Source organism: Tumebacillus flagellatus (assembly GCF_000714935.1).
Classification (GTDB): domain Bacteria; phylum Bacillota; class Bacilli; order Tumebacillales; family Tumebacillaceae; genus Tumebacillus; species Tumebacillus flagellatus.
The window spans coordinates 51,487-75,222 of sequence record NZ_JMIR01000032.1; the positions used below are offsets into that span (position 1 = coordinate 51,487).

Genomic DNA, 23,736 nt, shown 5'->3' on the forward strand with positions numbered 1-23,736 from the left:
TGGATAGAATCCATGGAGGGATGAAGAAATGCAAGTCATCTTTATGGGTCTCCCCGGTGCAGGGAAAGGGACGCAAGCGGAGCGCATCGTAGCCGAGTTTGGGATCCCGCATATCTCTACCGGAGACATGTTCCGGGCGGCTATTGCAGAATCTACTCCTCTTGGGCTTGAAGCTAAATCGTTCATGGACCAGGGTCTGTTGGTGCCGGATGAGGTGACCATCGGGATCGTGCGAGACCGTCTTCAAAAGCCGGACGCTGTGAAAGGCTTCCTGCTCGACGGCTTCCCGCGCACTCTGGCACAAGCGGAAGCATTGGATGCAATGCTGAACGACCTCGGTCGTAAGATCGATGTCGTCATCAACTTGCACGTGAAGCGTGAAAACTTGCTGGCGAGATTGACAGGTCGTCGGATCTGCAAGTCCTGTGGAGCTACGTATCATGTCGTGTTCAACCCTCCGGCAACGGAAGGCAAATGCGACAAATGTGGCGGTGAACTGTTCCAACGTTCGGACGATACCGAAGATGTCGTAGCGACGCGATTGGATGTGAACATCAAGCAGTCGGAACCGATTCTGTCGTACTACGACGGAAAGGAACTGCTGCGCACGATTGATGGCGAACAGTCCATCGATGAGGTCTACAGCCAAATCTCTTCCATTCTACGAGGTGTAGAATGATCGTCAGTAAGTCCAAGGTAGAGTTGGATCTGATGCGCGATGCCGGAAGGATCGTGGCGTTGACTCACAAGGAGTGCTGCCTTGCACTTCAACCGGGGATTACCACGAAGGAGCTTGACCAGATTGCAGATGACTTCATCCGCAAACAAGGGGCGCTTCCTTCCTTCAAGGGATACCACGGGTATCCGGCTTCTATCTGTGCTTCTGTGAACGATGAGTTGGTCCACGGTATTCCGGGAAACCGCGCACTTGAAGAGGGAGATATCATCTCCATCGACATCGGCGCGAACATCCATGGATTCCACGGTGATTCGGCTTGGACTTGGGGTGTTGGCGAGATCAGTGAGACGGCACAAAAGTTGTTGGATGTGACGGAGCAATCTCTCTACAAAGGGATTGAGCAGGCACGCGACGGCAACCGGCTCTCTGATATCGGCCACGCTGTCCAGACGTACGTGGAAGACAACGGCTTTTCGGTCGTGCGCGAATACGTTGGTCACGGCATTGGGCAAAAGATGCACGAAGACCCGTCTATCCCCAACTATGGCCCTGCTGGGCGCGGCCCCGTGCTCGCGGCGGGCATGACACTTGCGATTGAACCGATGGTGAATGTCGGAAGTCACGAAACCCGCACTCTCCAAGACAATTGGTCCGTTGTTACAGCGGACGGTTCCTTAGCAGCTCACTTTGAACATACAGTGGTTGTCGGGGAAGATGTCGCGGAGATTCTCACGAAGGCATAATTGGGAGACCAGACTAACAGATGAAGTCCGAAAGGGAGTGAACCAGGTGGCGAAAGACGATGTCATCGAAGTGGAAGGGAAAGTAATCGAACCCCTCCCGAACGCAATGTTCCGTGTGGAGCTGGAGAACGGTCATAAAGTGCTCGCACACGTATCTGGCAAGATCCGGATGCACTACATCCGAATTCTACCGGGGGACCGTGTGACCGTTGAGTTGTCTCCGTACGACCTGACGCGCGGACGGATCACCTACCGCTACAAATAAGGACTTACGGATAGGAGGAAATCGCGATGAAAGTACGGCCGTCTGTAAAACCGATTTGCGAAAAATGCAAGATCATTCGTCGCAAAGGTGCCGTTATGGTTATCTGCGAAAACCCGAAACACAAGCAAAAACAGGGTTAATCCGCAACTTGCGCTGCGGCTGCCGCTCGTTGTTTTCAATAAATCTCATCATTGAACCAAACTCTTGGGAGGTGTAATCAAGGACATGGCACGTATTGCTGGTATCGACATTCCGCGCGACAAGCGCGTCGAGATCTCTCTGACCTACATCTTCGGCATCGGCCGTAAGACCGCCAACCAAATCCTCGAAGCGACCGGCGTTAACAAAGACGCACGCGTCAAGGATCTGACCGAAGAAGAAGTGAACAAACTGCGTGAGTACATCGACAAAACCGTTAAGGTTGAAGGCGACCTCCGCCGTGAAATCGCGCTGAACATCAAGCGCCTGATCGAGATCGGTTCCTACCGTGGCATCCGTCACCGTCGTGGTCTTCCGGTTCGCGGTCAACGCACCAAGACCAACGCTCGTACCCGTAAGGGTCCGCGCCGCACTGTAGCAGGTAAGAAGAAATAATAAGGGGGGAAATTTAGCAAATGGCAAAAGTCAAAGCACGTGGTAAGGTCGCAACCCGCACCAAGCGCCGTGACCGTAAGAACGTTGAAGCTGGCGTCGCTCACATCAAGTCCACCTTCAACAACACCATCGTCACCATCACCGACTTGCAAGGCAACGCGATTTCCTGGGCAACCGCCGGCGGCTCCGGCTTCAAAGGTTCCCGTAAATCGACTCCGTTCGCTGCGCAAATGGCTGCTGAAACCGCTGCGAAAGCTGCAATGGAACATGGCATGAAGACCTGCGAAGTCTTCGTCAAAGGTCCGGGCGCAGGTCGTGAAGCTGCAATCCGCTCCCTGCAAGCAGCTGGTCTCGAAGTTTCCATGATCAAGGACGTAACCCCGATCCCGCACAACGGTTGCCGTCCGCCGAAGCGCCGCCGCGTTTAATCGCGCGGGCGCTTCGCCCATCTTTTTGACCGGGAAACTTTCGGTATGAGAGTATAATCCTAACAGGAGGTGTCAAAACTAGAATGGCAAGATACACCGGTTCTGTATGCCGTCTCTGCCGCCGTGAAGGTGTGAAACTCTACCTGAAGGGCGAACGTTGCTACACCGACAAATGTGCCATCGACCGCCGTGCGTATGCACCGGGCCAACATGGCGCTGCATCGGCTCGCAAGAAAGTGTCCGAGTACGGCACTCAGTTGCGCGAGAAACAAAAAGCTCGCCGCGTATATGGCGTTTTGGAAAAACAATTCCGTGGGTACTATGAAGAAGCATCCCGCCGCAAAGGGATTACGGGTGAAACGCTGCTTCAGATCCTCGAAAGCCGTCTGGACAACGTGGTGTACCGTCTGGGCTTCGCTGCTTCCCGTCCGGAAGCTCGTCAGCTCGTCAAGCACGGTCACTTCCTCGTGAACGGCAAACGCGTAGACATTCCGTCCTTCTTGACCAATGTCGGCGACGTTATCTCGTTCGCTGAGAAGTCCCTCGAGTCTCCGCGCGTGAAGGAACTCGTGGAAGCTGCTGAATCCAAAGCAGCCGTGACCTGGCTCGAGAGAGACCTGAACACCAAGTCTGCGCGCATCGTTCGCGTTCCGGCACGTGACGAGATCGACGTTCCTGTTGCAGAACAAATGATCGTCGAACTTTACTCCCGCTAAGATTTGAGTGACTCGGCAGATCTTCACCCTCAAAGCCTTGGTCTCACACCAGATTGTTCGAGTTGTCGTGAAGGAGGGTTACGTGCATGATTGAAATTGAAAAGCCGAGAATTGAGACTGTCGAAATCAACGAAAACGGTTCGTATGGGAAATTCGTGGTAGAACCGCTGGAGCGAGGTTACGGGACCACCCTCGGGAACTCGCTGCGGCGTATTCTGCTGTCGTCCCTGCCGGGCGCAGCAGCAACCACCGTCAAGATCGAAGGCGTGCTCCACGAATTCTCCACCGTTCCGGGCGTTGTAGAAGACACCACGGAGATCATCCTCAATCTCAAACGGCTTTCGCTGAAGATCCATTCCGACGAGGAAAAAACGCTGACGATCGACGCTGAAGGTCCTGGCGTCGTAACAGCGGCTGACATCCGTGTGGATTCCGATGTTGACGTGCTCAACCCGGATCTCCACATCGCGACCTTGGCCGATGGCGCACGCCTCTTCATGGAAATTACGGCGAACCGTGGACGTGGTTATGTCCCGGCTGACCGTAACAAGAGAGAAGACATGGAGATCGGCGTCATTCCGATCGACTCCATCTACACGCCGATCGAACGCGTGAACTACACCGTAGAGAATACCCGCGTCGGACAGGTAACCAACTATGACAAGCTAACTCTCGAGGTCTGGACAGATGGGAGCATTCGTCCTGACGAAGCAGTCAGCCTGGGTGCAAAAATCCTGACGGAACACCTGATGTTGTTTGTTGGCCTGACCGACAAAGTTCGCGATACGGAAATCATGATCGAGAAGGAAGACGACAAGAAAGAAAAAGTCCTCGAAATGACCATCGAGGAGCTGGAACTTTCTGTACGTTCCTACAACTGCTTGAAGCGCGCCGGTATCAATACGGTACAAGAGCTGTGCTCCAAGACAGAAGAAGAGATGATGAAAGTCCGTAACCTTGGACGGAAGTCGCTTGAGGAAGTGCAAGAAAAACTGCATGACCTCGGCCTCTCGCTCCGCCAAGAAGACTAGTAAAGAAGGAGGGAAACAAGCGTGGCATACAGAAAGCTGAATCGCGTTTCCGGTAACCGCAAGGCACTGTTCCGCAGCATGGTAACCGATCTGTTTATCTACGAGCGTATCCAAACCACCGAAGCAAAAGCGAAAGAACTTCGCGGTGTTGCTGAGAAGCTCATCACTTTGGCTAAGCGTGGCGACCTGCACGCTCGCCGTCAAGTTGCTTCCTTCGTTCGCCCGGAACTGGCAAACGAAGAAACCAACCAAGACGCAGTACAAAAACTGTTCTCCGAGATCGCTCCGCGTTTTGCTGAGCGTCAAGGTGGCTACACTCGCATTCTGAAAGTCGGTCCGCGCCGTGGTGACGGTGCTCCGATGGTGTTCCTCGAACTCGTTGAATAATCTTCAATGTGAGACGATGCGAGACGCAGACGAGGTTTGCTGGCACCAGCAAGCCTCGTTTTGTGTATCCAAAGGGGACAGAAACGATGCGTAACATCAAGTTGATCCTCGCGTATGACGGCACGGAGTTTCACGGCTTTCAGACCCAACCGAACCTGCGCACCGTCCAAGGTGTGTTGCAGCAGACGGTGGAGGATGTCGTGGGCCATTCCGTTTCCATCATCGGTTCAGGGCGCACCGATGCCGGTGTGCACGCCCGGGGTCAGGTGGTGAACTTTGCGACGTCGTCGCGCATTCCGATTGAAAAGTGGCCGATCGTGCTGAACACGAAACTTCCTGACGATGTGGTGGTTCAGCATGCCGAGCTCGTCCCGGACGACTGGCATGCGCGCTTCTGTGCCATCGGCAAGGAGTATCGCTACCGAATCGACCGAAGCCCCTATACCGATGTGTTTTGGCGCAAATACAGTCATCATGTCCCGTACCCGTTGCGCCTCGAACCGATGAGGGAAGCGGCAGGGCATCTCGTGGGTCGTCATGACTTCACGAGTTTTTGTGCGGCGAATACGCCGGTGGTAGACAAGGTCCGTCATCTGCATGTGGTTGATCTGATCGAGGAGGGCTCGTTGCTCACCATCGTCTGTCGAGGAGAAGGATTCCTCTACAACATGGTGCGCATCATTGCGGGCACGCTGCTCGATGTCGGCCGCGGCAAGCTGTCTCCTGACCAAATTCCGGACATCCTCGCTTCGTGCGACCGCACGCAAGCGGGGGTGACCGCACCAGCCAAGGGGCTTACGATGTGGAAAGTATTTTATGCTGAAAGCAGCGGGCTGATACCTTGACTTCTAGCCATTTCTCGGGTAGAATTATGAATGGTATTTTACAGCCCTTGCTACTCCCACTAGCCCCGGCTATTAAATACACCAGCATTTTAGGAGGGAAAATTCCCATGCGTACCACCTACATGGCGAAACCGAACGCTGTAGAACGCAAATGGTATATCATCGACGCAGCAGGCAAAACTGTTGGTCGTCTCGCATCTGAAGTAGCACACATCCTGCGCGGCAAGCACAAGCCGGAGTTCACCCCGGGTGTTGATATGGGCGACTTTGTCATCCTCATCAACGCAGAGAAGGTTGTCTTCACCGGTAAGAAACTCACCGACAAGATCTACCGCACTCACTCCTTGTACCCGGGCGGCCTGAAAGAGACCCCCGCTGGTACCATGCTCGCTACCAAACCGGAACGCGTTCTCTACAACGCGATCAAAGGCATGCTCCCGCACAACACCATGGGTCGTCAACAACTGACGCACCTGCGTGTATACGCTGGCACCGAGCATCCGCATGCAGCACAAAACCCGATCGTTTGGGAAACGAAGTAAGAGGAGGTAGACACCAATGGCACAAGTTCAATACTGGGGCACTGGCCGTCGTAAGCACTCCGTATCTCGCGTACGTCTCGTACCGGGCGACGGCAACGTCATCATCAACAACCGCACCATGGACAACTTCTTCGGTCTTGAGACCCTGAAGCTGATCGTGAAGCAACCGCTCGTACTGACCGATACCTTCGGCAAGTACGACGTCATCTGCAACGTCAAGGGCGGCGGCATGTCCGGCCAAGCCGGCGCAATCCGCCACGGCATCTCCCGCGCTCTGCTCAAAGCTGACCCGGAACTCCGCGGCGCTCTGAAAAAAGCAGGCTTCCTGACCCGTGACCCGCGCATGAAAGAACGTAAAAAATACGGTCTCAAAGCTGCTCGTCGCGCTCCGCAGTTCTCCAAGCGCTAATCTTGGACTGCTGTTGGAACCGAGAAGGACAACCACTCTGTGGTTGTCCTTCTTTTTTTATGTTTGTCCGCATAGGGTATAGGGACGGAGGGAGCGTGCCTGGAGATGCGGACTGCGAGATTTGGGATGACAGTGGTGTTTTTTCTGATCGGGGCGATCGGATTGTATACGGGGTTGACGCAATTTCTGACGCAGCCGATTTTGTCGTGGACGTTGCCGCTCAAGGGCGAGGTGATCGCCATCGACGCCGGACACGGCGGGGTCGATCCGGGGGCGGTGGCGGACGACGGATCGGTGGAGAAGGAAGTCACGCTGAAAGTGGCGGAGAAACTGCGGGACATGCTTACACAAGCCGGCGCGCACGTGGTGATGATTCGCGATGACGACCGGGATTTGGCACCGGAGGGAATGAAGGGTTACTCGCGCCGAAAAAGTCAAGACTTAAAAGAGCGGGCCCGCATCGTCCGCGAAGGGGAATCCGGGTTGCTGATTTCCCTGCATTGCAATGCCGTAACGGACGACACGGCGACGGGGGCGTTGACGCTGTATAATGGGGAGCGCGAGAATAGCAAAGTGCTCGCCACGGAAATTCAAGAGGCGTTGCGCGAAACGCTGGGCGTCTATCGCAACGTGCAACGCCGGGATGACCTCTACCTGCTCAAGCGGGCGGAGAAGCCGGGAGCGCTCGTGGAGCTTGGATTCATGTCGAACCCCGGGGAAGCGGCGCAACTGCGCGAAGACAATTACCAGGAGTTGCTTGCCCTTTCGATCTATAAGGGTGTGGTTACGTACTACGCGCATGTCAAACAAACCTAACAGTGGTATACTCTCAATTGGAGGTGCTTCAACATGGTAACCAAAGAGGCGATCTTGGACGCGCTGCGTCCGGTGCAAGATCCTGAAGTACATAAAAGCATCGTGGAACTCGGCATGGTCCGCCACGTGGAGATCAACGGCGACCACGCCGAAGTCGAAGTTGTGTTGACGATCAGCGGGTGTCCGCTTCGCAACGTGATCGACCAAGAAGTTCGGGAAGCGCTTGGCAAGGTCGAAGGGCTGAAGACGTTCGATCTGAAACTCGGCACGATGACCGATGAGGAGCGTGCGCAATTCCGCTCCGTCCTGCGCGGCGGCCAACCGGAAGAAGCGGCGGTCACGCCGGCGTTGCTCGCTCCGGATGCCAAGACGCAGTTTGTCGCGGTGGCGTCCGGCAAGGGCGGGGTCGGCAAATCGACGGTGACGGCGAACTTGGCGGTGGCGATGGCGCGTCAAGGGTACCGCGTGGGGATCATCGACGCGGACATCTACGGGTTCTCGATTCCGGGGATCTTCGGGATTGGGGATAAAAAGCCGACGGTGATTGACAACTTGTTGCTGCCGGTCGTTGCGCACGACGTGAAGATCATGTCGATGCACTTCTTTGTGCCGGATAACCGCCCGGTGATTTGGCGCGGTCCGATGCTTGGCAAGATGTTGCGCAACTTCTTTGCGGAAGTTCATTGGGGCGACATCGATGTGATTTTGCTGGACATGCCGCCGGGCACGGGCGACATGGCGCTGGACATCCACCAACTGCTGCCGAAGTCGAAGGAGATCATCGTGACGACTCCTCAGCAGAACGCGACTGAAGTCGCGGCGCGCGTGGGGACGATGGCGATCCAGACGCAGCATGAGATTCTCGGGGTGGTGGAGAACATGTCGTTCTTTGAAGCCAAGGGGGAGAAACACTTCATCTTCGGCAAGGGCGGCGGCGAGCGTCTGTCCTTGGAACTGAAAACCGACCTGCTGGCACAGATTCCGCTCGGCGTCGCCAACGAAGAGAGCGTTGACGGCATCTACCCGGCCGAATCCGCGCAAGGTCAGGCGTACGCGCACCTCGCGAAAACCATCGGCCGCAAGCTGGAACAAGCGGTCACGACCGGCAAGTAACAGCGGATTCAGAAAAAGCCATGCCGGAAATCTGTACTTCCGGAAACTCGTATTCCTGTAAAACCGTATTTCTGCAAAACTGTATTTCTGCAAAACTGTCTTTCTGCAAAACTGTATTTCTGCAAAACTGTATTTCTGCAAAACTGTATTTCTGCAAAACCGTAGTTCTGTAAAACCGTAGTTCTGTAAAACCGTATTTCTGCAAAACCGCATACGTAAAAGGAGCTGTCCCAATAAAGGGCCAGCTCCTTTTTTTCAACGGGATTGCGTGCCGGGGAGGAAAGGCAAGCCGCTTACTTCTTGCCGCCGCCTCCGGATTCTTCTCCGCCACTGTCGCTTTCTTTGCTGTCGCCGGAGCTTTCCTTTTTCTCGCCGTCACTGCCTTCTTTTTTCTTCTCTTTCTCCTCGCCGCCGCTTTCTTCTTTCTTCTTGTCGTTTCCTCCGCCGGTGCTCTCCGTTTGGGCGGTGCCGGCTTGGGATTGGCCCGCTTGTTTTTTCTGGGTCGGGGTCATCTCTTCCACGCCGGACTGGATCGTCTGCTTCATCAGATCCATGTACATCAAACGGAACTGCGGATTCTGCAACGACTGTGTCATGATGTCCATCGTCTGCTTGCGGTATTGCGGCGTCTTCATCAAGTCGTAGAGGGTTTGCGTGTACTCAGGAGACTTCAGCAACGTCAGCATCATCTCTTGGTACTCCGGGTCTTTCATCAGCTCTTTCAAAATCTGCTCGTTGTCTTTCTTAAACGTCTGGGCGAGCGCCGTGGCGAACTTCGGGTTTTTCATCTGCTCCATCAGCGTGAAATGCCCGCCGGGTTCCGTCAGCGCTTTTTGCATGGCGACGGACACATCGGCCTCGTTGATGGCCAGGCTATGTTTGAATTGCGGGTCCCGCACGATGTCTTTGAGCGTATCGAGACCTTCCTTGGTGTGAAGTATGTCCAAGACCATTTGCTTCGTCTCGTTGTATTGGGCTCGAGGTTCTGACGACGAGGAGGCAGTTTCTTGACTGCCGCCGGAGGAACTGCCGCCTTTGGAGCCACAGCCGCTCACGGCAATGGCCAACGCGATGGCGGCCATCGATCCGACCTTCCAAGGGCGTTTCATTGTACGTCACCCCCTGTTGCTAGAATTGGTATGACTGTAGTGTGTGTCAGTTATGGGAACGTATACTCTGGTGCATATCGCCATTTCAGGGAATGTGTTATGATAGAGGCAGTTTGTCAGTTTTGCAGGCAGATGGAGGCAAGACCGTCTATGAACCTTCGTAAATTCTTCACCCTGTTTTTCTCCACGGCGCTGATCGGGCTGGTCCTCGGCGGGATCACCACGGCGACCGGGTTGTTCCACGTCAGCCCCGTATACGGCACGTTGCTCGGCGGTTTTTTGTCGGCGACGACGCTGATGGGCTTCTGGGCGTATCTCACCTTGAATTTCACCATGCGCAGTTTCGTCTCGTTTCGGATCTGGGTGGCGATTCAGGTGTTTTTGATCGGATTGGTCATCTACGACATGGTCTATTTCCGCTGGTTGACGATGGCGGAAGGCGAGGGGTCGCTGCTGCCGTATATCGGCTATGCGGCGTGGCCGCTGGCGGTGGCGTTGGTCGGTTCGTTTTTCAAAGGCCGCATCTCCGGCATGCGTTCGTTCATCCCGTCGGTGTTTTTCCTGTATGTGTTTACGTCGCTGGAGTGGTTTGTGGCGCTGAAATCCAGTGCGTTGATCCAAATGACTCAAGTCGGCATCATCTTGCTCGGCTGCAACTTGTACATCCTGTTCATGTACACGCGGCTCTTGACAAAACAAACACCCTCACCGGCTCGGTGAGGGTTTTGTGTTTACTCGGCTTTGGACGTGACGTTCGCCCCCGCCAGCAGCTCACTCACCGTCAAAAACTCATATCCTTTGGCGCGCAGACCGTCGATGATGCGCGGCAGGGCGTCGATCGTTTGCAGAGCGGAATCGGACGCGTGCATCAAGATGATGTCGCCGGGAACGGCTTTGGTGAGCACGCGGTCGACGATTTTGTCCGGACCCGGACGCATCCAGTCGCGCGAGTCGGTGTTCCACTGAATTACGGTGTAGCCCATCGAATTCAGCTTTTGAATCACCCGCTTGTCGAACGCGCCGTTCGGGGTGCGGATCAGGTTGGTTTTCACGCCGGTCGCGTCAAAGATCGTCTGCTCCGACTTCGTGACTTGCTCTTGAATCCATTCGTTCGGATGCTTCGGGAAGTCGTCGTGCTTGTTGCCGTGGTTGCCGATTTCATAGCCCATCGACTTGATGCGCTTGGCGATCTCCGGGTGGGTGGAGGTCCACGGTCCGGAGAGGAAGAAGGTCGCTTTTTTGACGCTTTTTTGCTCCATGATGTCGAGGATCGGGCCGGGCGCTTTCTCCCCCCATGAAATGTCGAACGTGAGGGCGACGATTTTTTTATCGGTGTTGACTTTGTAGATGGCGCCTTGGGGGACAAGTTTTTTCGCGGGCGCCGGTTCTGCCATCGCCGGATGGGACGTACCTTGAGGTACAGACGAGCCGAGCAGAAGCCCTGAGAACAGGGCGGCGGTCAACATCCACACGCCGGCCTTTTTCCATGTGCGCTTGGTACGCATGCCAAGAAACACCTCCTGGTATGTAAGTCTCGCGTCTTTACTCTGTGGAAAAGCACGGCTCTTTATGCGATAGTAGAAGGAATTGGGTATCGGAAGGAGGGGTTCGCGTGCGGTGTTTTTCCGTTTTGCGCGCCAATCGAATATACCTCTGGCTGGCTTTCTGCCTGTTTGCCTTCGGGTGGGTGATCGGCGAGCTGTTCACCGATCAGATCCTCCACGTGGTCAAACCCTCGCTTGAACAACTCAAATCTCTCGCGGAAAAAGCGCAAGCGCAAAACTCCGGCCTCTACACGTCCACGCTGATCTTCGGCAACAACTTGCGCGCTTGTGTGACCATGCTGCTCCTCGGCGTCCTCGCCTGCGCGCCCAGCGTCCTCACCCTGCTGTTCAACGGGATGATGATCGGCGTGATGCTCGGGGGCACGCAAGAGCATGTGCTGGGCTTGGTGGCGTTTGGCATTTTGCCGCACGGGATCTTTGAGATGCCGGCGATTTTCATCTCCGCGGCGTTCGGGATGAAGCTCGGGCGCGTGCTGCTCGTCCCGCTGCGGGAAAAAACACGCTGGCAAAGCTTCAAATTCGTCTGGCGCGAGATCTTCAGCATGTCGTGGTTGGTGGTGCTCTTGCTCGTGATTGCCGCGGCCGTCGAGGGCACGTTGACGCCGACGCTTCTGCATACGTTCGTCGTGCAATAAAAAACGGACTCGTCCGAGTTGTCGGATCGAGTCCCTTTTTCTGTCTGCTCCGTCTATCTATAAAGGAGCAATTCTGATAAAATGTAAACCATACCGTACAAACTGGAGATTACATTTACGAACGTCGAGCTAAACAGTTTCTGCGCACAGAGGTCAAATTCTGGGGTTCCTTTGGAGGCGCTCATGGCGAACTTTTTTCATAACGTGTTCTTGCACAATGCGGATTATCTTGTGTTTATCGTGATTGTCGGGGCGTTTTTTCTCACGGTGGAATTGATCATGCACCGCTATATGCGGTCGGTCGGCTTAACCAAGGAAGTGTATGGGGAGAAGTTCACGATGGGACGGGCGCCGATGAACGCGATGGTGGTGGTGTTTTCCATCTTGACGGTCGGGTGGTTTCTCGTGCAGGATTCCGGGGCGAAGCAGGCCGCCGCCAATCAGCACATGGTCGAAGGCATCGCGCCGACGTTTGCGTATGAGTTGCAGAAGATGGGGCATGAGCAGATGCGCATCGCGACGCCGGAGCTTGACCCGATCTACCGCGAAATCCTGATGACAGTCTCGCAGTGGTTGACGATCAACCCGGAGATCGAGCGCATCTACACGCTTCGCAAACTCCCGGACGGCGAGAATTACTACGTGATCGCCCCGGAGACGGACGGCGGAAACGCGCAATACCACCGCCAACCGAAAAAACGCACCCCGATCGGGCAACTGTACACGCTGCAAAGCGAGGAGCTCGAAGCGGCGTTCAACGGGCAGAAGACGTTCCTCGACACGGCGACGGAAGCGGGCGAGATGATCTCGGCGTACGTGCCGATCTACGACCGCAGCGGCCACCCGGAAGCGGTGCTCGGCATCGACTATGACGCGGCGACGTGGAACAAGAAGATCTCCTCCGCGCGCCGCAGCGTGATGGCGTTTCTCGCCATCCTCTTGATCCCGGTGCACACCACATACTTCGTCGTGTTCACGACCCGGGTGGAGCGCTTCCGCATGAGAACGCACTCGCGGGAGTTGGCGGAGAGCGAGGACCGGTTCCGCAAGCTCTCCAACGCGACGTTTGAGGGCATCGTCATCGCCGACGGGGGCCGCATCCTCGAAGTGAACCAGACGTTTGCGACGATGTTCGGGTATCGATCGACCGAGATGCTCGGCATGCCGCTGATGGCGTTGATTCACCCGTCGTCGCGCGAACAGGTGCAAGAGAACATCCGTTCGGAAGACGACCTGTCGCATGAAGCGTTCGGGTTGCGGGCGGACGGGACGCCGCTCGCCATCGAGCTGGTCAGCACGACGTGCTTGTACCAAGGCGGCACCGCCCGCGTGCTCGCCGTGCGCGACATCACCGAGCGCAGGCAGGCGCAGGAGATCATCAACCACATGGCGTACCACGACACGCTGACGAACTTGCCGAACCGCGTGCTGTTCAACGACCGGCTGACGTCGGCGCTGGAGGCGGCGGAGATGAACGACGAGCGCTTGGCGGTGCTCTTCCTCGACCTCGACCGTTTCAAAAACGTCAACGACACGCTGGGCCACTCGATGGGCGACAAACTGCTCAAAGGCGTGGCGGCGCGCATCGCCAACTGCGTGGACGGCGAGGCGGTTGTGGCGCGGATGGGCGGCGACGAGTTCACGATCTTGCTGCCGAAAATTCAAAGCGAGCAAGAAGCGGTGGAGTTGGCGGAGCGCGTGATTCAGACGCTGGCACAGCCGTTTGTGATCGACGACTACGAGTTGCATACGACCACTTCGATCGGGATCGCGCTGTTCCCGGTGGACGGTCGCGACGCGCTCGGGCTTATGAAAAACGCCGATACCGCGATGTACCGCGCCAAGGACCAAGGCCGCAACAACTACCGCTTCTACGCGCCGACGATGAACGGCAGCAGCATTCAGCGCTTGGAGTTGGAGAACGGCTTGCGCTATGCGCTGGAGCGCGGCGAACTGGTCGTGTACTACCAGCCGCGCGTCAACATCGTCACGGGGCAGATCATGGGCATGGAAGCGCTGGTGCGCTGGCAGCACCCGGAGCTCGGCCTCGTCCCGCCGGGCCAGTTCATCCCGCTTGCCGAAGAGACGGGCTTGATCCTGCCGATCGGCTCGTGGGTGTTGGAGACGGCGTGCCGTCAGAACAAAGCGTGGCAAGACGCCGGATACCCGCCGATGCACGTCGCCGTCAACCTCTCCGGGCGCCAGTTCCAAAGTCCGGGCTTGGTCGAGCGCGTGATGCAAGTGCTGGAGGAAACGGGGCTTGAGCCGCAGTACTTGGAGCTGGAGATCACCGAGAGCATCACGATGCACGACGTGGATTTCTCGATCAGCGTGCTGCGCGAGCTTTCGGCCATGGGCATCTTGATCTCCATCGACGACTTCGGCACGGGGTATTCCTCGCTGAACTACTTGAAGCACTTCCCGATCAACACGTTGAAGATCGACCAAAGCTTCGTCCGCGAGATCACGATCGACCCGTACAACGCCGCGATTGTCACGACGGTGATCTACCTCGCGCAGAATTTGAAGCTCAAAGTCATCGCCGAGGGCGTGGAGACGGAAGAGCAGCTGTCGTACCTGCGCGATCACCAATGCGACGAGATGCAGGGCTACCTGTTCTCGCGCCCCGTTCCCGCCGAGGAATTTGAAAAAATTCTCCGGGCGCGCGGCAGTTTGCAAAGATAGTTTCGATAAGAAAGACATCCAGCATAGGGGTGTCTTTCTTATATTGCATATTCATTCCTTGCCGTGTATTATTATTTCTTGTATACGAAAACTGTGTGAATCATATAAAATAAAGTAGAATTGTCTGAAAAATAGATAGAAGCAAGTCACCGAATTGGGGGAGACGAAGATGAAGAAAAATTGGAAAACTCTGATGCTGATGGGAACGATGGTGCTGGGCATGGGCCTGTTCACTGCAGGATGCGGCTCTTCTTCCACAACCGCGGACGGCGGCAACGGTGCAGACAAAACCTACGTGGTCGGAACCGACGCTTCGTACGCGCCGTTTGAGTCGATGAACGGCGAGAAGATCGAAGGTTTTGATATGGACGTCCTGAGCGCGGCAGCAGACGCAGGCGGTTTCAAAGTGCAATTCCAAAACACCCCGTGGGACGGGATCTTCCTGACCCTGAAAAACAACGACCGCGACATCGTCGCATCGGCTGTGACGATCACCGACGAGCGCAAAAAGGAACTGGACTTCTCCGATCCGTACTTTGAAGCGACTCAGATGATCGTCTCCAAGAAGGGCGCGGAGCTCAAGACCCTGGCGGAACTCAAGGATAAGAAGATCGCCGTGCAAAACGGAACCACCGGCGACGAAGTCGTCACGAAGATGCTCGGCAAAGGCTCGCCGAACATCAAGCGCTTCGAGAACATGCCGCTCGCGCTCCTGGAGCTGAAAAACGGCGGCGTGGACGCAGCGGTGGGCGACAACGGCGTTGTCTTGGAATACGTGAAAAACAACGGCGCGGGCGAATTCGTGACCTCGGTAGACTCCTCGTTTGAGAAGGAGCACTACGGCTTTGTTGTGAAGAAAGGCAACACGGAACTGCAAAAGAAAATCAACGACGGCCTGAAGAAGATCAAAGAAAACGGCAAGCTTGACGAAATCAACAAGAAATACGGTTTCAGCAAGTAAGCCTTCGTTCCGAAGTGAAGATGCGTAGACCCTGCGGGGGCCTGCGCTTTTTCACCTTATCCGACCCTATACTCTCCAGAGGAGCGATATCATGTTCGCAGACATTCGTTGGGATGCCCTGCAAGAGTACTTCCCGTTGTTTTTGAAGGGGATTTTGATGACGGCGGAGATCACGGTGATCTCCGTCGCCATCGGCGTCGTTCTCGGCTTGTTTGCCGGGATGGGGCGCATCTCGCACAACCCGATTGTACGGTTGATTCCGAACATCTATGTGGGCTTTTTCCGGGGCACGCCGTTGTTCGTGCAGATCTTGCTGATTCACTTCGCGGTGTTGCCGGCAATCTTCGGCAAATCGCCGGCGGCGATGGTGTCCGGCATCGTGGCGCTTTCGCTGAACGCGGGCGCGTACATCGCGGAGATCTTCCGCGCCGGCATCCAGTCGATCGACAGAGGGCAGATGGAAGCGGCGCGCTCGCTTGGCCTGTCGTACTCGCAGTCGATGTTCCACATCATCCTTCCGCAAGCGGTGCGCCGCATGCTGCCGCCGCTGGGCAATGAAGCGATCATGCTGTTGAAAGATTCGTCCCTGCTCGCGGCGATCTCGCTGCCGGAAGTGACGTATTACGCGAAGCTGATGGCGGGCAAAACCTACCTCGCGTGGGAGCCGTACTTGACGATTGCGCTGATGTACCTCGTGTTGACGCTGTTGTTGGCGCGCCTCGTGAAATTCTTGGAAAGGAAGTATGGGACCGTATGATTACCGTTCGCAACCTGCACAAGTCGTTTGGTTCGCTTGAGGTGCTCAAGGGCGTCGATTGCGAAATTCGCGAAGGCGAAGTGGTCTGCGTCATCGGCCCGTCCGGTTCCGGGAAGTCCACGTTCCTGCGCTGTTTGAACCGTTTGGAAGAGATCACGTCGGGCGAAGTGATTGTGTTTGACACGAACATCGCCGACCCGAAAGCCGACTTGAACGCCATCCGCACCGAAGTCGGCATGGTGTTCCAGCGCTTCAACCTGTTCCCGCACAAGACCGTGCTCGACAACATCACCCTCGCGCCGCAGAAAGTCCGCCGCACGGACAAGGCACAAGCGGAAGCGAACGCCCGCGAACTGCTGCGCAAAGTCGGTTTGTCGGACAAGGCAAACGCCTACCCGAACCAGCTCTCCGGCGGCCAGCAACAGCGCGTGGCGATCGCCCGGGCGCTGGCGATGAACCCGAAAGTGCTGCTGTTTGACGAGCCGACGTCCGCGCTCGATCCGGAGATGGTCGGCGAAGTGCTCGACGTCATGAAGCAGCTCGCCAAGGAAGGGATGACGATGGTCGTCGTCACGCACGAGATGGGCTTTGCCCGCGAAGTGGGCGACCGCGTGTTCTTCATGGACCAGGGGTACATCATGGAAGAAGGGGTGCCGGAGCAGATTTTTGCGAATCCGCAAAACGAGCGCACTCAGAACTTTTTATCCAAAGTCCTGTAAGCTTGCATAAATCGATGTTTTGTGGCGTAGGCTAGATAACAACCTCTCTAGTCGCTGCAAACAGCTTTTATTGATCTCACCCGGTGCAGGTTAAGAGAGGGGCCGGGGACAAGCTTAGGAGGAATGGAAAGACATGCAAGGTACTGTTAAATGGTTCAACAACGAAAAAGGTTACGGCTTCATCGAACGTCCGGACGGAGATGACGTGTTCGTCCACTATTCCGCGATCCAATCCGAAGGGTTCAAAAGCCTGAACGAAGGCGACCTCGTCGAGTTCGATATCACGACCGGCAGCCGCGGTCCGCAAGCGGAGAACGTTCGCAAACGCTAATCCGGTGGTGTCAAAAAAACCTCAGTCCTGACACGGGCTGAGGTTTTTATTGTTTTTGTTGCCAAGATTTTGCCGTTTCGTGAAGGAGTATGTCGTGCCCGTCTGGAATACTATAAGTACGAAGAGAAGGGAGGGTACTTCAATGAAGATTCAAGTACGCGGTAACCGACTCGAAGTTACGGAGGCTCTGCAGGACTATGTAGAGAAGAAGATTGGGCGATTGGAGAAATTCTTCCATGACGCTTCCGGTCACGCGGTGCATGTCACCCTGTCGGTCTTGAAAGCGAAAGACCTGCACGTGGTGGAAGTCACGTTGCCTTTTAACGGTCTTGTCATTCGGGCCGAAGAGCGCTCTCCGGATATGTATGCTTCCATCGACGCCGTCTCAGACAAATTGGAGACCCAGATCAAGAAGCACAAGGACAAAATCAACAAGCGCATGCAACAGGAAGGCATTCATACTCTCTTCAAGGAAGTGGAAGCCGTTCCGACTCCCGCGGCAAACGACGACGAGGACGAGATCGTGCGCGTGAAGCGCTTTGCGATCAAGCCGATGCCGTTGGATGAAGCGGTGATGCAGATGGATTTGTTGGGGCACGATTTCTTCGTTTTCAGCAACGCGGAGACGGAGGAAGTGAACGTCGTTTACAAACGCAAAGACGGACAGCTCGGGTTGATCGAGCCGACTTTTGCGTAATATTTTTTTCAAAAAAAGGTCAGCCTCCGACGCGGGGCTGGCCTTTTGTGTCGAAACATTTTCCGGGAAATAAGGGCACAGGAAGGGGGAGTCGGCATGTTGGCGGTCGTGATGAGCGGGGGATATCTCGCCTCGTCTGCGGGGATTCTAAAAAGGATGGCCTCGGTGCGAAGAGGCATGGCGCTCGATCTCGTCGAGCAGTTCCGTTGTGATGCCCGCGTGACGTGTGTGGTGTGTACGGATGATGCGGGGGTGGCGAACGAGGCGAGAGCGCTTGGAGCGGAGGTTTGGTGGACGGGAGAGAGCGGGGAAAAATCGAACGGTTTGGCGGAGACGCAGAATGGTGCGGCGGGAATGCAGGATGGGACAGTAGAACCTGATTCGTTTGGAAATCCGCGGGTGGATGCAGGTCGGGGACAGCGCTTTGACTGGCTTCGGACGTTGCAGGAAGTTGTGCGGGCTTTTGCTGCCGATCCGGACGAGTCGGTGGTCGTTGCCGGGGGATGCGGGGCGCCGTTTTTGACGAGGGAGGGCGTGCGGGAGATGGCCGAGCGCCAACGCGACGGCGTTTGGCAAAACAACCGCATGTCGCCCGACATCGTGTGGGTGAAGCCCGCATCTGCGGTGCTGCAAGTACGCGAGTGCCTAACGGACAACCACTTCGGGTTTGCGCTGGAGGAGCAGGCGGGGTTGCCGGTTCAGTTTTTTCCGGGGGAGATGGGGCTTTTCTATGATGTGGACACGCCGTTCGATGCGTTGCTCGCGGCGAAGCATCCGGCGGCGGGGGAACGGTTGCGTGCCGCCGCGGGGAAATTGCCGCAGGGAGTGGCGCTGGAGGAGATGTTGGCGGTGCTCGCGCGGACGGATTATCCGGACATCGCGTTGCTCGGGCGCGTGCATCCCTTGGAAGCGGAGGCGTTCGGGCAAGCGCTCGGGCTGCGCATGAGGGTGTTTTCCGAAGAGCGCGGCATGAAAGCGTTGGGCCGCGAGGAAAAAGGTCTCGTGCGCAGCCTGACCGCGGCGCTGGTGGAAACGATCGGGGTTGAGGCGTTTTTTTCCGAGCTGGCGGGAATGGCGTCGGGGGTTTTGTGGGACACGCGGGTGTTGTTTGCCCATCTGAAACTGCAACTCTCGGAGCAGGAGCGGTTTGCCGCCGACCTCGGGCTGGTGGAAGAGGTGCACGACCCGTTCCTGCGCTCGTTTACCGAAGCGGCGGTGCGCGCGCCGATTCCCGTCCTCACGGGCGGGCAAGCGCTCGTTTCCGGGGCGCTCCGGCTCTTGCGCGAAGCAACCAAACGTTAATCTGAAAGGAGAGGCACCTGCCCAAGCATCTCCGCATATTGTAGTACTCGGAGGTGGCAGATGATGACCGTTTGGTTGTGGATCTTGAAGTTTGTGGTGTTCTTCGTCGTGTTTCGCATCGCGCATGTTCTCATGTGGAATTTTCGCAAGGCGTTTTATGTCCACCCGCTGGTCACCGACTTGGTCGTGACGTTCCTCGCTCTCGTCGTGTTGGGCTCGCTGACTGCGGACAGTTGGTACGCGCTCTGTGCGTTGGCGATCCTGTTGGGCGTGATTCGAGGCGATCAAGAGCACGGCGAGGCGGTCTCGGGGCGGCGGCTGATGTGAGTCTGCAAGCGACGGACACGGGTGACCGCACGAAGGGTCACCCTTGCTCTATTTTTACATATGATTTAACAATGGACATTTGCAGTTGTACGTCTATAGCAAACAATGATACAATTTTATACTAAGACGATCTCTACCTATGTGTCGTCGCAATGCTGAGAGGAGTGAAACCTCATGTTGGGCCTCCTGAAGAAACTTGTTGGAGACAGCAACGAACGAGAAGTTAAGCGGTTGCTCAAAACCGTTGAGAGAATTAACGGCCTGGAGCCGACTGTATCGGCTCTGTCGGACGATCAACTTCGCGGCAAAACAATCGAGTTCAAAGAGCGTTTTGCCAATGGCGAATCGCTGGATGCGATCTTGCCGGAAGCGTTCGCCGTCGTCCGCGAAGCGGGCAAGCGCGTGCTTGGCAAGCGCCATTTTGACGTCCAGTTGATGGGCGGTATGGTGTTGCACTCCGGCCGCATCGCCGAGATGCGCACCGGTGAAGGGAAAACGTTGGTGGCGACCCTGCCGTCGTACCTGAACGCGATTTCCGGCAGCGGCGTGCACGTCATCACCGTCAACGACTACTTGGCGCGCGTCGGTTTTGAGGAGATGGGGCAGATTCACCGCTTCCTCGGCCTCACCGTCGGGTTGAACATCTCCGGCATGGACCACGGTTCCAAGCAAGCGGCGTACGCGGCCGACATCACCTACGGGACGAACAACGAGTTCGGCTTCGACTTCCTGCGTGATAACATGGCGCTCTCGCTCGGCGAGATGGTGCAGCGTCCGCTGAACTTCTGCATCATCGACGAAGTGGACTCCATCCTCATCGACGAAGCCCGCACGCCGCTGATCATTTCCGGACAAGCGGAGAAGTCGACGGAGTTGTACTTCCGCGCGAACATCTTCGTCGCGGGTCTGCGCAACGAAGTGGACTACACGCACGACGAGAAAGCCAAGTCGGTCGTCCTGACCGACCAAGGCACCAAGAAAGCCGAGCGCTACTTCGGCATCGGCAACTTGTTCGACCAAGAGAACATGCTGGTCAACCACCACATCAACCAAGCGATGAAAGCCCATGTCACGATGCACCGGGACAAGGACTACGTGGTGCAAGAAGACCAGATCATCATCGTCGACGAATTCACCGGCCGCCTCATGCACGGCCGCCGCTACTCGGACGGCTTGCACCAAGCGCTGGAAGCGAAGGAAGGCGTGCGCGTTCAGAACGAGTCGAAAACGCTGGCGACGATCACGCTGCAAAACTACTTCCGCGGTTACAAAAAGCTCTCCGGCATGACCGGTACGGCGAAAACCGAGGAAGAGGAGTTCCGCTCCATCTACGGCATGGATGTCGTCACGATTCCGACGAACCGTCCGAACGCGCGTCTGGACATGCCGGACGTGATCTACAAAAACATCCGCGGCAAGTTCAACGCCGTCGTGCGCGAGATCATCGAGCGCAACAAAAACGGCCAGCCGGTGCTCGTCGGTACGACGTCCATCGAACAGTCGGAGTATCTCTCCTCGCTGTTGAAGCAAGCCAAGGTGAATCACCAAGTGCTCAACGCGAAACACCATGAGAAGGAAGCGGCGATCATCGCGTTGGCGGGTCAACGCGGCGCTGTGACCATTGCAACCAACATGGCGGGCCGCGGCACCGACATTTTGCTGGGCGATGGCGTGGAAGCGCTGGGCGGTCTGCATGTTATCGGGACGGAGCGCCATGAGTCCCGCCGGATCGACAACCAGCTGCGCGGACGTGCCGGCCGTCAAGGGGACAAAGGCTCTTCGCAATTCTTCCTCTCGCTGGAAGACGATCTCATGCGTCTGTTTGGCGCGGAGAACATCATGAACGTGATGAATCGTCTGGGCTTGGAAGAGGATCAGCCGATCCAAGCGGGCATCGTCTCCAAAGCGATCGAGAGCGCGCAGAAGAAAGTCGAGGGCAACAACTTCGACATCCGGAAGCACGTCTTGAAGTACGACGACGTCATGAACCAACAGCGGATCGTCATGTACAAGCAGCGCCGCGAGATTCTTGAATCGAGCGATTGCCGCGAAGTGGTGCAGGACATGTACCGCGAGTTGGTCACGACGGCTGTGGAGCAATTCTGCCCGAAGGAATCGATCCCGGAGGATTGGGACATCCCCGCTCTGATCGAGTATGCGGAAGCGCGCTTCCTCTCCGAAGGCAAAATCAACGAGGAAGAACTGCGTCAGTACGCGGTGCAAGAAGAGATGATCGAGCTGTTCCTCGAACTGGCGGATGCGGAGTATGCAGAGCGTGAACAACAGCTCGGCGATCAGATGCGCGAGTTTGAAAAAGTCGTGCTGCTGCGCTCTGTCGACGCGAAGTGGATCGACCACATCGACGCGATGGACCAACTGCGCCAAGGCATTCACTTGCGCGCGTACGGCCAGCGCGACCCGCTGATGGACTACAAGTTCGAAGGTTACGAAATGTTCGAAGAGATGATCCACCTCATGCGTGAAGAAGTGACGACGTATCTCTTCAAGTCTTATATCGGCATGCAAGCTCCGGCAGCTCCGACGATGGGGTTGCAGACCATCACGATCGGTCCGGGCGAATCCGGAAAACCCGAGCGTAGCGAATAATTCAGGAGTGGTGAACGGATATGGCAGCTCAGACTTTCGGCGAACTGCGTCAAGAGTTACAAACTACAGCCAAGCGTTTGGCGGACATCGGGAGGTCTCTTTGACCTCCCTGGCAAAAAGGCCCGCATTGCGGAATTAGAAGAGCAGATGTCCACGCCGTCGTTTTGGGATGACCAAGACGCGGCGCAAAAAGTGATCGGCGAGAACAACGCGCTCAAAGGCAACGTCGAACGCATGGAGAAATTCCAAGCGGAGTACGAAGACCTCGAAGCGATGCTGGAACTCGCGCAAGAGGAGAAGGACGACGACTTGTTCCACGAGTGCGACAAAGGCGTGGAGAAGATCAAGGCCGACTTGGAGAAATTCGAGTTGGAACTGTTGCTCTCCGACCCGTACGACAAAAACAACGCGATTCTCGAACTGCATCCGGGCGCGGGCGGCACGGAGTCCCAGGACTGGGCTTCGATGCTGTACCGCATGTACACCCGTTGGGCGGAACAGCACGGCTACAAAGTCGAAGTGCTGGACTACCTGCCGGGCGAGGAAGCGGGGATCAAGAGCGTGACGATCTTGGTCAAGGGCTACAACGCGTTTGGCTACCTGAAAGCGGAGCGCGGGGTGCATCGTCTGGTGCGCATCTCGCCGTTTGACGCGTCCGGTCGCCGTCACACGTCGTTCTCCTCGGTGGACGTCATCCCGGAGATCGACGACAGCGTGGACATCGAGATTCGGGAAGTCGACCTCAAGATCGACACGTACCGCGCGTCCGGTGCCGGCGGTCAGCACATCAACACCACCGACTCGGCGGTGCGGATTACGCACATCCCGTCCGGTGTCGTGGTCACGTCGCAGGCGGAGCGTTCGCAGATCAAGAACCGCGCCGCTGCGATGAAAGTCTTGCAGGCGAAGCTCTATGAGTTGGAGCGCAAGAAGCAAGAGGAAGAATTGGCCGCGTTGCGCGGGGAGCAGAAGGACATCGGCTGGGGCAGCCAGATTCGTTCGTATGTGTTCCACCCGTATTCACTGGTCAAAGACCACCGCACGAACACCGAGATCGGCAATGTGCACGCGGTGATGGACGGGGAGCTCGACCCGTTTATCGACGCGTTCTTGCGCAAGCAGATCGAGACCAAGACCGAGGAATAAAGTTAATGCACGACTGGAGAGGCATTCGCACGCTGTGCGGTGCCTCTTTTGTTGTGTTTTGTTCGGAAGTGCGCGTTGAGCGGACGGCGTTGACGTGGTAAGATAGCTCTTGTCGCCGCGAGAGAGTGCGGTGCGAAAAGAAAATAGAAATCAAGTGTTGACAATTAGGTGTACCTGTGGTATTCTAATAAACGTCGCCGCTGAGCGATACGATTGATCCTTGAAAACTAAACGAGTGATAGATGAAGATCGATTCGAGCCAGAGCTCTTCGGAGCGCAAACTTTCATTGAGAGTTTGATCCTGGCTCAGGACGAACGCTGGCGGCG

Annotated in this window: 28 protein-coding genes; 26 read left to right on the forward strand and 2 right to left on the reverse strand. The window is 56.4% G+C overall.

Annotated features, from left to right (window positions below; translation table 11 throughout):
- The first annotated feature begins 28 nt into the window (after positions 1-28).
- From EL26_RS18325 to EL26_RS18390, 14 genes are all read left to right on the forward strand, one after another.
- Positions 29-679, forward strand: coding sequence for an adenylate kinase (locus EL26_RS18325; protein ID WP_038092320.1), 651 nt, complete (start codon positions 29-31; stop codon positions 677-679).
- Positions 676-1,422 carry a type I methionyl aminopeptidase gene (gene map / locus EL26_RS18330; protein WP_038092322.1) on the forward strand — a complete coding sequence of 249 codons (747 nt, stop codon included), beginning with the start codon at positions 676-678 and terminating at the stop codon, positions 1,420-1,422. The genes EL26_RS18325 and map overlap by 4 nt, the downstream gene beginning before the upstream one ends.
- A 46-nt stretch (positions 1,423-1,468) precedes the next feature.
- On the forward strand, positions 1,469-1,687 hold the full coding sequence (gene infA / locus EL26_RS18335) for a translation initiation factor IF-1 (RefSeq protein WP_038092324.1): 219 nt from the start codon (positions 1,469-1,471) through the stop codon (positions 1,685-1,687).
- A gap of 26 nt (positions 1,688-1,713) precedes the next feature.
- Positions 1,714-1,827 (forward strand): 50S ribosomal protein L36, encoded by a 114-nt coding sequence (gene rpmJ / locus EL26_RS18340; protein WP_018131305.1) that lies wholly within the window; start codon positions 1,714-1,716, stop codon positions 1,825-1,827.
- An 85-nt stretch (positions 1,828-1,912) separates the two neighbouring features.
- On the forward strand, positions 1,913-2,281 hold the full coding sequence (rpsM, locus tag EL26_RS18345) for a 30S ribosomal protein S13 (protein WP_038092330.1): 369 nt from the start codon (positions 1,913-1,915) through the stop codon (positions 2,279-2,281).
- 20 nt (positions 2,282-2,301) lie between these two features.
- A complete protein-coding gene (rpsK, locus tag EL26_RS18350; protein ID WP_038092333.1) occupies positions 2,302-2,709 on the forward strand; it encodes a 30S ribosomal protein S11 in 408 nt (135 codons plus the stop codon).
- Positions 2,710-2,792: 83 nt separating this feature from the next.
- Entirely contained in the window at positions 2,793-3,425 is a 633-nt protein-coding gene (rpsD, locus tag EL26_RS18355) for a 30S ribosomal protein S4 (protein ID WP_038092336.1), read from the forward strand.
- 86 nt (positions 3,426-3,511) lie between these two features.
- Positions 3,512-4,456, forward strand: a complete 945-nt coding sequence (locus EL26_RS18360) for a DNA-directed RNA polymerase subunit alpha (RefSeq protein ID WP_038092339.1) — start codon at positions 3,512-3,514, stop codon at positions 4,454-4,456.
- A 21-nt stretch (positions 4,457-4,477) separates the two neighbouring features.
- Entirely contained in the window at positions 4,478-4,843 is a 366-nt protein-coding gene (gene rplQ / locus EL26_RS18365) for a 50S ribosomal protein L17 (protein WP_038092342.1), read from the forward strand.
- Between the two features lie 86 nt (positions 4,844-4,929).
- Positions 4,930-5,688 carry a tRNA pseudouridine(38-40) synthase TruA gene (gene truA, locus EL26_RS18370; RefSeq protein ID WP_038092345.1) on the forward strand — a complete coding sequence of 253 codons (759 nt, stop codon included), beginning with the start codon at positions 4,930-4,932 and terminating at the stop codon, positions 5,686-5,688.
- A 107-nt stretch (positions 5,689-5,795) separates the two neighbouring features.
- A complete protein-coding gene (rplM, locus tag EL26_RS18375; RefSeq protein ID WP_038092348.1) occupies positions 5,796-6,230 on the forward strand; it encodes a 50S ribosomal protein L13 in 435 nt (144 codons plus the stop codon).
- A gap of 16 nt (positions 6,231-6,246) precedes the next feature.
- Entirely contained in the window at positions 6,247-6,639 is a 393-nt protein-coding gene (gene rpsI / locus EL26_RS18380) for a 30S ribosomal protein S9 (protein WP_038092350.1), read from the forward strand.
- Positions 6,640-6,744: 105 nt separating this feature from the next.
- Complete coding sequence (locus tag EL26_RS18385; protein ID WP_038092353.1) at positions 6,745-7,455, forward strand: N-acetylmuramoyl-L-alanine amidase family protein; 711 nt, start codon at positions 6,745-6,747, stop codon at positions 7,453-7,455.
- A gap of 33 nt (positions 7,456-7,488) precedes the next feature.
- On the forward strand, positions 7,489-8,568 hold the full coding sequence (locus EL26_RS18390) for an Mrp/NBP35 family ATP-binding protein (RefSeq protein WP_038092356.1): 1,080 nt from the start codon (positions 7,489-7,491) through the stop codon (positions 8,566-8,568).
- A gap of 293 nt (positions 8,569-8,861) precedes the next feature.
- Here the strand turns inward: EL26_RS18390 and gerD are convergent, their stop codons facing one another.
- Positions 8,862-9,677 carry a spore germination lipoprotein GerD gene (gene gerD / locus EL26_RS25585; protein WP_052036549.1) on the reverse strand — a complete coding sequence of 272 codons (816 nt, stop codon included), beginning with the start codon at positions 9,675-9,677 and terminating at the stop codon, positions 8,862-8,864.
- A 150-nt stretch (positions 9,678-9,827) separates the two neighbouring features.
- On the opposite strand from gerD, the gene EL26_RS18400 reads away from it, so the two are divergent.
- Positions 9,828-10,397, forward strand: coding sequence for a KinB-signaling pathway activation protein (locus EL26_RS18400; RefSeq protein WP_038092359.1), 570 nt, complete (start codon positions 9,828-9,830; stop codon positions 10,395-10,397).
- A gap of 11 nt (positions 10,398-10,408) precedes the next feature.
- Here EL26_RS18400 and pdaB read toward each other — a convergent pair whose 3' ends face one another.
- The gene (gene pdaB / locus EL26_RS18405; RefSeq protein ID WP_038092361.1) at positions 10,409-11,182 is read right to left on the reverse strand and encodes a polysaccharide deacetylase family sporulation protein PdaB; all 774 of its coding nucleotides are present in this window, start codon (positions 11,180-11,182) and stop codon (positions 10,409-10,411) included.
- A 107-nt stretch (positions 11,183-11,289) separates the two neighbouring features.
- Here pdaB and EL26_RS18410 point away from each other — a divergent pair, with 107 nt between their 5' ends.
- The 11 genes from EL26_RS18410 to prfB all read left to right on the forward strand — a co-directional run bounded on the left by EL26_RS18410 (position 11,290) and on the right by prfB (position 23,409).
- Positions 11,290-11,877 (forward strand): stage II sporulation protein M, encoded by a 588-nt coding sequence (locus EL26_RS18410; RefSeq protein ID WP_038092363.1) that lies wholly within the window; start codon positions 11,290-11,292, stop codon positions 11,875-11,877.
- Between the two features lie 183 nt (positions 11,878-12,060).
- On the forward strand, positions 12,061-14,562 hold the full coding sequence (locus EL26_RS24060; protein WP_052036550.1) for a putative bifunctional diguanylate cyclase/phosphodiesterase: 2,502 nt from the start codon (positions 12,061-12,063) through the stop codon (positions 14,560-14,562).
- Positions 14,563-14,731: 169 nt separating this feature from the next.
- The gene (locus EL26_RS18420; RefSeq protein ID WP_038092370.1) at positions 14,732-15,523 is read left to right on the forward strand and encodes a basic amino acid ABC transporter substrate-binding protein; all 792 of its coding nucleotides are present in this window, start codon (positions 14,732-14,734) and stop codon (positions 15,521-15,523) included.
- 91 nt (positions 15,524-15,614) lie between these two features.
- Positions 15,615-16,280, forward strand: a complete 666-nt coding sequence (locus EL26_RS18425; protein ID WP_038092373.1) for an amino acid ABC transporter permease — start codon at positions 15,615-15,617, stop codon at positions 16,278-16,280.
- Positions 16,277-16,999, forward strand: coding sequence for an amino acid ABC transporter ATP-binding protein (locus EL26_RS18430; RefSeq protein ID WP_038092374.1), 723 nt, complete (start codon positions 16,277-16,279; stop codon positions 16,997-16,999). The genes EL26_RS18425 and EL26_RS18430 overlap by 4 nt, the downstream gene beginning before the upstream one ends.
- Before the next feature lie 133 nt (positions 17,000-17,132).
- Positions 17,133-17,330 carry a cold shock domain-containing protein gene (locus EL26_RS18435; protein ID WP_038092375.1) on the forward strand — a complete coding sequence of 66 codons (198 nt, stop codon included), beginning with the start codon at positions 17,133-17,135 and terminating at the stop codon, positions 17,328-17,330.
- A gap of 142 nt (positions 17,331-17,472) precedes the next feature.
- Positions 17,473-18,027 carry a ribosome hibernation-promoting factor, HPF/YfiA family gene (hpf, locus tag EL26_RS18440; protein WP_038092376.1) on the forward strand — a complete coding sequence of 185 codons (555 nt, stop codon included), beginning with the start codon at positions 17,473-17,475 and terminating at the stop codon, positions 18,025-18,027.
- A 96-nt stretch (positions 18,028-18,123) separates the two neighbouring features.
- Entirely contained in the window at positions 18,124-19,329 is a 1,206-nt protein-coding gene (locus EL26_RS25590; RefSeq protein ID WP_161780753.1) for a hypothetical protein, read from the forward strand.
- Between the two features lie 63 nt (positions 19,330-19,392).
- Positions 19,393-19,656, forward strand: coding sequence for a hypothetical protein (locus EL26_RS18450; RefSeq protein ID WP_161780754.1), 264 nt, complete (start codon positions 19,393-19,395; stop codon positions 19,654-19,656).
- Positions 19,657-19,830: 174 nt separating this feature from the next.
- Positions 19,831-22,263 carry a preprotein translocase subunit SecA gene (gene secA, locus EL26_RS18455; protein ID WP_081857324.1) on the forward strand — a complete coding sequence of 811 codons (2,433 nt, stop codon included), beginning with the start codon at positions 19,831-19,833 and terminating at the stop codon, positions 22,261-22,263.
- 20 nt (positions 22,264-22,283) lie between these two features.
- Positions 22,284-23,409, forward strand: a protein-coding gene (gene prfB, locus EL26_RS18460; RefSeq protein ID WP_152559318.1) for a peptide chain release factor 2 whose coding sequence is annotated in 2 segments (ribosomal slippage) — positions 22,284-22,364 and positions 22,366-23,409 — 1,125 coding nt in all. Because the reading frame shifts where the segments join, the coding sequence is not laid out codon by codon here.
- Positions 23,410-23,736 lie beyond the last annotated feature (327 nt).